This window comes from Halobacillus sp. BBL2006, assembly GCF_000786645.1.
Lineage (GTDB): Bacteria > Bacillota > Bacilli > Bacillales > Halobacillaceae > Halobacillus.
The window spans coordinates 1-721 of the sequence record NZ_JRNX01000969.1 but is presented as its reverse complement, the minus strand read 5'-3'; the positions used below and the strand labels follow the sequence as shown (position 1 = coordinate 721).

The window sequence follows — 721 nt, the reverse complement described above, 5'->3', positions numbered from 1 at the left end:
CCACCCCTGACTCTAAATACAGCAACGAATCCCGAATATCTCGAAAAATCGAGTCTTCCGCAATCCTTCACGTTAGCGGAATAACGTTTATGATTCTGTAAACCTATCACTAGGTTTTAATTTCCTTCTGTTCGTTTGCGTCGTTTTCTAAATAAAAGCCAGCCAATCACTCCTATAGCAAGAAGCAGCACAAGAATAGGAGAATATCCGATGACAAACACTACGACCCAAGAGAAAAAGTTTACAAGGCCATTTATTGAACTAAAGAAAGCCTGCTTCGTTTTTTCCCACGTGTTCAACTCTTTGCTTTCAACTTTCGGAACAACAACTTTCGTTTCTCTGATGTTGAGAGTGATAGTAGAAAAATCGCTTTGATTTTCTAAATAGTTCATCTGTCCTTTAAGCGTTTCAATTTCGGACTGGACACGTTCGAGATCTTGAGAAATTTTAATGAGGTCTTCCGTAGCTTCCGCTTGTTCTAGAAAAGTGAGTAAACGTGTTTCTACTTTTTCTTTAGCTTCTAAACGGGATTCCAAATCCACATATTCTTTTGTCACATCGCGGCCCGAGACGTTCCTGGATTGAATGGAATCGCTGATGTCCTCAAACCCTGAGAGTAAAGTTTCGAAGTTATTCTGGGGTACTCTAAGACGAATAAAGCCTTCACGGTTGCCACGTTCCGTTTTGTGTACGTTTGTTTCGATGATATAAGCTTCATTTT

1 protein-coding gene is annotated in these 721 nt (G+C 39.9%); it reads right to left on the bottom strand.

Annotated elements, in window-relative coordinates:
* Positions 1–116 precede the first annotated feature (116 nt).
* Positions 117–721: DUF4349 domain-containing protein (locus LD39_RS21465; RefSeq protein WP_035553917.1), on the bottom strand; the 605-nt coding region annotated here is incomplete at its 5' end.